Source organism: Streptomyces lycii, from assembly GCF_009735685.1.
Lineage (GTDB): Bacteria > Actinomycetota > Actinomycetes > Streptomycetales > Streptomycetaceae > Streptomyces > Streptomyces lycii.
This window is the reverse complement of record NZ_WHPN01000081.1, coordinates 1-6,423: the sequence shown is the minus strand read 5'-3', so window position 1 is coordinate 6,423 and position 6,423 is coordinate 1. Positions and strand designations below refer to the sequence as shown.

Below are 6,423 nucleotides of genomic sequence, written 5' to 3'. Positions count from 1 at the left end.
GGCACCCTCGTCGTCCTGGCCGTTGTGGCGGGCCTGCTCCTGCCCCGCGCCTTCTCCGGCCCGCCGGGCGGCGGCAACGGCACCGAAAGCACCGGCAGCCCCACGGCCACCGCGAGAAAGCCGGTGGTGCGGGAGCAGTGGGCGTCCGACACGGACCTCTGGCAGCCGGTGGTCGCCGACGGCACGGTGGTCGGCGAGGACGACGGCCTGCTGCACGCGGTGGACGCCGCCGACGGCGACACCACGTGGACGTACGACGAGGGGGGCGTGTCGTCCTTGGAGGGCGTGAGCGACGGTGTGGTGGTGGCCTCCAGCAGCGAGGGCACGATCCACGGCATCGCCCCGGACGGCGGCGAGCGGGTCTGGAGCGTGGACGCCGAGACCCACGCCCGGCCCGGCACGACGTTCAACCTCTACCTGCGGGTCGTCGTGGCCGACGGAACCGTTTATGTCAACACGATGTACCACCCGCCCGAGGGCTCCGAGAAGTACGGCACCTACGCCGTGTCCGCCCTGGACGCCGCCACGGGGCGGCTGAAGTGGAGCCGGCCGGTCGAGCCGATTCTGTCCGGCGCGCTCACGGTCGTGGACGGGGTCCTCTACGGCGGGGTGCGGGAGACCGACGGCACCTACTTCCACGCCTGGGACGGGGACACGGGGGATCAGCTGTGGCGGTACCGGGCGAGCGCGAGCCGGCACTACGGGGGCGAGGTGTCGGCGATCACCGTGTCGGACGGCACGGTCTACTTCGGCGACGACCGCGGTGTCCTCCACGCCGTCGACGCCCGGCGGGGCACGAGACTGTGGACCCACGACGCGGACACCGAGTCCGTGAGGCAGTGGCTCGAACCGCTCATGGTCGCGGACGGCGTCGTGTACGGCGGCCTCGGCGGCGTCACCAGCGAATACGAAACCGGGTCCGTACGCGCGGTAGACGCCGGCTCCGGCAAACCGCTGTGGACCGAGCGGACCGAACGCGACCCCGAGCTGCACGGTCTGCTGGACGGCGCGGTGCTCTTCAGCACCAAGGCCGGCGCCCTGCACGCCGCGGACGCACGCACCGGGGCACCGGCCGGGACACGCCTGTCGTCCGGCGACCCCGACGCGGCCGTCGACGGCGACCGGGTGTACTTCGACGGCGGCGACGGACGCCTGCACGCGGGAAGGATTTCCCTCACCGGCAGCTGAACGGAACCGGTTGCCCGCGCGCCACGCCTTCGCCCCGGCAGGTCAGCGCAGGTTTGCGGTGAAGGCCTGCCAGGCCGGGGCGGAGAGCGCGAGCCGCGGGCCGCCGGGGTTCTTGGAGTCACGGACGCGGACCACGACCTCGCCGGCCACCCGGCCGTAGGCCACTTCGAGGCACTGGCCGCCCTCGTCGCCGCTGTAGCTTCGGGCATGTTGTCGACCGCGATGGCCAGCACGCCCTTGGTGCCGAGTCGTTCGTCGAGGCGTTCGGCGAGGTCGTACTTGAGGGCCCGGCGGCCCTGTTCGATGGAGGCGACGGTCACCTCGGCGAGGTGGAACTCCTCCGCGAGCGCCCGCTGGGTCAGTCCCGCCGTCTCCCGGAAGCGGGCCGGTTGCCGTCCGATCATCCGCAGGGCCGACGCGTTCCGCCGCCGCTGCCGCCTTGTGGTGTGCATACCGGTCCAACTCCCCCGCGCCGCCCGTACGTCACGCCGGAGACCCCCTACAGCCGAGCTGTATGACCCGGCGCCCCGGTGACACGGTGTCACCGGGCGTGACGATCGGGGTGTGGAGAACGGAGCGCGGCACTCGTTCGTGCGGCACCGGTTCGCCGCGGGCACGGACCGGACCCGCCCCGGGCACGCGCCGGGTCCCGCCCGGCGGCCTGGAACCGCCGGGCGGGACCCGGTGACCGTGCGCGGCGGGCCGGTCAGTCCTCGCCGCCGCCGAAGGCCGCGTCGAACGACGCGCTCGGCGGGTCGAAGTCGTACGCCTTCAGCCGCCGCAGCGCCTCCGGTGCGCCCGTCAGGCGGTCCATGCCCGCGTCCTCCCACTCGACCGAGACCGGGCCCTCGTAGTCGATCGACCGCAGCATCCGGAAGACGTCCTCCCAGGGCACGTCGCCGTGCCCCGCCGAGACGAAGTCCCAGCCGCGCCGCGGGTCGCCCCACGGGAGGTGGGAGCCGAGGCGGCCGTTGCGGCCGTCGAGGCGCTTGCGGGCCTCCTTGCAGTCGACGTGGTAGATCCGGTCACGGAAGTCGTAGAGGAAGCCGACCGGGTCGAGGTCCTGCCAGACGAAGTGGCTCGGGTCGAAGTTGAGGCCGAAGGCGGGGCGGTGGCCGACGGCCTCCAGGGCGCGGTGGGTGGTCCAGTAGTCGTAGGCGATCTCGCTGGGGTGGACCTCGTGCGCGAAGCGGACGCCCTCAGCGTCGAAGACGTCGAGGATCGGGTTCCAGCGCTCCGCGAAGTCCTCGTAGCCGCGCTCGATCATGTGCGGCGGCACCGGCGGGAACATCGCGACCAGGTGCCAGATCGAGGAGCCGGTGAAACCGATGACCGTGCGGACTCCGAAGGCGGCGGCCGCGCGGGCGGTGTCGGCGATCTCGGCCGCCGCCCGCCGCCGTACGCCCTCGGGCTCGCCGTCGCCCCAGATGCGGGCAGGGAGGATGGCCTGGTGGCGCTCGTCGATCGGATGGTCGCAGACGGCCTGGCCGACGAGGTGGTTGGAGATGGCGTAGCACTTCAGGCCGTACTTCTCCAGCAGCTGGTGGCGGCCCTCGAGATAGCCGGGCTCGTTCAGCGCCTTGTCCACCTCGAAGTGGTCGCCCCAGCAGGCGAGTTCCAGCCCGTCGTAGCCGAAGTCGCGGGCGTGCCGGCAGACCTCCTCCAGCGGCAGGTCCGCCCACTGGCCGGTGAACAGGGTGAAGGGTCGGGGCATGCGGTCCTCCTCAGGCCAGGGCGGTGACGGCCGGGGACACCGGCGGCACGGCCGTGTACAGGGCGTTCTTCTCGGCGCTCTCCTCGACGGCGGCGAGCACCCGCTGCACCTGGAGCCCGTCCTCGAAGGACGGCGCGGGCTCGGTGCCCTCGGCGACCGCGTGCACCAGGTCGCGGACCTGGTGGACGAAGGTGTGCTCGTAGCCGAGGCCGTGGCCGGGCGGCCACCAGGCCTCCAGATACGGGTGGCCCGGCTCGGTGGCGAGGATCCGCCGGAAGCCGGACACGGAGGCGTCCTCGGTGTGGTCGTGGAACGACAGCTCGTTGAGCCGTTCCAGGTCGAAGGCGAGAGAGCCCAGCTCGCCGTTCAGCTCGATCCGCAGGGCGTTCTTGCGGCCCGCGGCGACCCGGGTCACCTCGAAGGCCGCGAGGGCCCCGGACGCCAGCCGGCCGGTGAAGACGGCCGCGTCGTCGACCGTCACCAGGCCGCGCGCCGCTCCCCCGTCCGGCGCGGCGGCCAGGCCGTGCCCGGCGCCGCCCGGCAGCGGCCGTTCCTTCACGAAGGTCTCGGTGAGCGCCGAGACGCCCACCAGGGGCTCCCCCGCCAGATGCTGCGCGATGTCGACGGCGTGCGCGCCCAGGTCGCCGAGCGCCCCCGAGCCCGCGTGCTCGCGCTGGAGCCGCCAGACGAGCGGCGCGCCCGGATCGGTCAGCCAGTCCTGGAGATACGTCACCCGTACGTGCCGCAGGGCGCCGATCCGGCCCTCCGCGATCATGCGGCGGGCGAGCGCCAGGGCCGGCACCCGCCGGTAGTTGAAACCGACCATGGCCAGCTGCCCGCGCTCCCGTGCGGCGTGGGCGGCGGCCACCATGGCCTCCGCCTCCGCGACCGTGTTCGCCAGCGGCTTCTCGCACAGCACGTGCTTGCCGGCCTCCAGCGCGGCGATCGCGATCTCCGCGTGGCTGTCCCCCGGTGTGCAGATGTCGACGAGCTGCACGTCGTCACGGGCGACGAGAGCCCGCCAGTCGGTCTCGGCCGCCGCCCAGCCGTGCTGCCGCGCCGCGGCCCGTACGGCGACGGGGTCGCGGCCGCAGACCGCGGCCATCACCGGGGCCAGCGGCAGGTCGAAGACCCGGCCGGCGGTGCGCCAGCCCTGGGAGTGGGCCGCGCCCATGAAGGCGTATCCCACCATGCCCACACCCAGGGTCGGTGAGGTGTTCTCGTTGTCGCTCTCGTCCATGGAACCCATGGGACCTCCTCGTCGTCGTCACGCTGTGGTCAAGGCGTGCGCGCGCCTCCCGCCAGGCGGGATCCCCGCTTCGCGGGATCGGTCAGTTGAAGCCGGTCGGCAGGTATTCGTCGACGTTGTCCTTGGTGACGACGGCCGAGTAGAGCGTCAGCGAGGCGGGGATCTCCAGCTCGGCGAGGCCGCCGACGCCCTTGCCCTGGCCCAGCGCGCGGGCCAGGTCGATCGCGGAGGCGGCCATCGTCGGCGGGTAGAGCACGGTGGCCTTGATGACGCTGTCGTCGGCCTTGATGGCGTCCATGACGGCCTTCGAACCGGCGCCGCCGACCATGATGAACTCGTCGCGCCCGGCCTGCTTGATGGCCCGCTCCGCGCCGACGCCCTGATCGTCGTCGTGGTTCCACAGCGCGTCGAAGGACGACTGGGCCTGGAGCAGCTGCGCCATCTTGGCCTGGCCGGACTCGACGGTGAACTCCGCGGCCTGCCGCGCGACCTTCTTGATGTTGGGGTAGTTCTTCAGGGCGTCGTCGAAGCCCTTGGTGCGCTGCCGGGTCAGCTCCAGGTTGTCGAGCCCGGCGAGTTCGACGACCTTGGCGTTCTTCTTGTCCTTGAGCTGCTCGCCGATGTAGCGGCCGGCGTTGAGGCCCATGCCGTAGTTGTCGCCGCCGATCCAGCAGCGGTAGGCCTGCTGGGAGTCGAAGATGCGGTCGAGGTTGACGACGGGGATGCCGGCCTTCATGGCCTTCAGCCCGACCTGGGTGAGGGCCTTGCCGTCGGCCGGGAGGATCACCAGGACGTCGACCTTCTTGTTGATCAGCGTCTCGATCTGGCCGATCTGCTGGGCCGTGTCGTTGGAGCCCTCGGTGGTCTCCAGGGTGACGTCCTCGTAACTCTTCGCCCGCTCGGTGGCCTGCTCGTTGACGGCGTTGAGCCAGCCGTGGTCGGCCTGCGGACCGGCGTAGCCGATGGTGACGGCCTTGCCGGGCTTGTCGTCGGCGCCGCCCGCGGGCTCCTGGGCGGCGTCCTTGGTGTCGTTGCTCTCGTTGCTGGTGCAGGCGGTGAGGAACGCGCCGGCGGAGACGGCGGCGGTGCCGAAGAGGAGACCTCTGCGGCTGGGGACCGGTGGAGTCATGACGGACAACCCTTCGCTGGCTTACGGGCTTACGGGCTTACGGGCTTACGGGCTTGGGGGCTTGCGGGCTTGGTGCCGGCTCGGCGGGCTCGGCGGGCTTGCGGGCCCGCCCCGGAACTCGCGGGCGGGTGCCGACCGGCGGGTGCGGCGGCGGGCGGACGGCAGGCGCGTCGCGGCCGTACGGAACGGCGCGCTAACCGCCCGAGCCGCGCGCCGTGCGGTTCTGGATCAGGACGGCCGCGACGATGATCGCGCCCTTGGCGATCTGCTGGACGTCGCTCTGCAGGTTGTTGAGGGCGAACAGGTTGGTGATGGTGGTGAACACCAGGACACCGAGGACGGAACCCACGATGGTGCCCCGGCCGCCGCTCAGCAGCGTGCCGCCGATGATGGCCGCTGCGATGGCGTCGAGCTCGTAGAGATTGCCGTTGGTGTTCTGTCCGGAGCCGGTGAGGACGATCAGCAGGAACGCGGCGACTCCGCAGCACAGCCCGGAGATCAGGTAGAGCAGCAGCCGCTGCCGCTTGACGTCGATGCCGGCGAGCCGGGCCGCCTCCGGGTTGCCGCCGACGGCCACGGTGCGGCGGCCGAACGTGGTGCGGTTGAGCACCAGCCAGCCGATGACGGTGACCGCCGCGAACACCAGCACCAGCGGCGGAATGCCGAGCACGTACGAGCCGGGCAGGCCCAGGTCCAGCACCGCGTCGACCCGGACGACCTGCGTCTTGCCGTCGCTGAGCAGGAGCGCGAGTCCGCGGGCCGAGGCGAGCATCGCCAGGGTCGCGATGAACGGCACCATGCCGCCGTACGCGATCAGCATCCCGTTGACCAGGCCGCAGCCGAGGCCGACGAAAACCGCGCAGAACAGGATGCCGGTCAGGCCGAACTCCTGCGTCGCCAGCGTCGTCGCCCACACCGAGGCGAGCGCGACGATCGCGCCCACCGACAGGTCGATGCCGCCGCTGATGATGACGAGCGTGACGCCCACGGTGACGACGCCGATGACGGAGGCCTGGGTGAGGACGAGCCGCAGGTTCTCGGCGGACATGAACTGCTCGGGCCGGGTCAGCGCGCCGACCACGACGAGGGCCGCCAGGACGCCGAGCAGCGACAGGTTGCGGACGTCGGCGAACGCGGCGAGGC

The 6,423-nt window shown here is 72.2% G+C and carries 6 protein-coding genes and 1 pseudogene; 1 reads left to right on the top strand and 6 read right to left on the bottom strand.

The genetic code is table 11. The features are described from left to right. On the top strand, positions 1-1,188 hold a 1,188-nt coding region (locus GCU69_RS04175), incomplete at its 5' end, for an outer membrane protein assembly factor BamB family protein (RefSeq protein WP_156205151.1). A 42-nt stretch (positions 1,189-1,230) separates the two neighbouring features. Here GCU69_RS04175 and GCU69_RS04170 read toward each other — a convergent pair. From GCU69_RS04170 to GCU69_RS04145, 6 genes and pseudogenes are all read right to left on the bottom strand, one after another. Next, complete coding sequence (locus GCU69_RS04170) at positions 1,231-1,353, bottom strand: DUF397 domain-containing protein (RefSeq protein WP_156205150.1); 123 nt, start codon at positions 1,351-1,353, stop codon at positions 1,231-1,233. A 74-nt stretch (positions 1,354-1,427) separates the two neighbouring features. Continuing rightward, positions 1,428-1,592, bottom strand: a pseudogene (locus GCU69_RS33430) (helix-turn-helix transcriptional regulator); the annotation flags it as partial. A 302-nt stretch (positions 1,593-1,894) separates the two neighbouring features. Beyond that, positions 1,895-2,902: a sugar phosphate isomerase/epimerase family protein gene (locus GCU69_RS04160; RefSeq protein WP_098754432.1), complete on the bottom strand. Its 1,008-nt coding sequence runs from the start codon at positions 2,900-2,902 to the stop codon at positions 1,895-1,897. Between the two features lie 10 nt (positions 2,903-2,912). Continuing rightward, the gene (locus GCU69_RS04155; protein WP_098754444.1) at positions 2,913-4,142 is read right to left on the bottom strand and encodes a Gfo/Idh/MocA family protein; all 1,230 of its coding nucleotides are present in this window, start codon (positions 4,140-4,142) and stop codon (positions 2,913-2,915) included. A 91-nt stretch (positions 4,143-4,233) separates the two neighbouring features. Next, positions 4,234-5,280, bottom strand: a complete 1,047-nt coding sequence (locus GCU69_RS04150; protein WP_098754431.1) for a substrate-binding domain-containing protein — start codon at positions 5,278-5,280, stop codon at positions 4,234-4,236. A 193-nt stretch (positions 5,281-5,473) separates the two neighbouring features. Next, positions 5,474-6,423, bottom strand: a 950-nt coding sequence (locus GCU69_RS04145; RefSeq protein ID WP_156205149.1) for an ABC transporter permease, incomplete at its 5' end; no start/stop codon positions are given.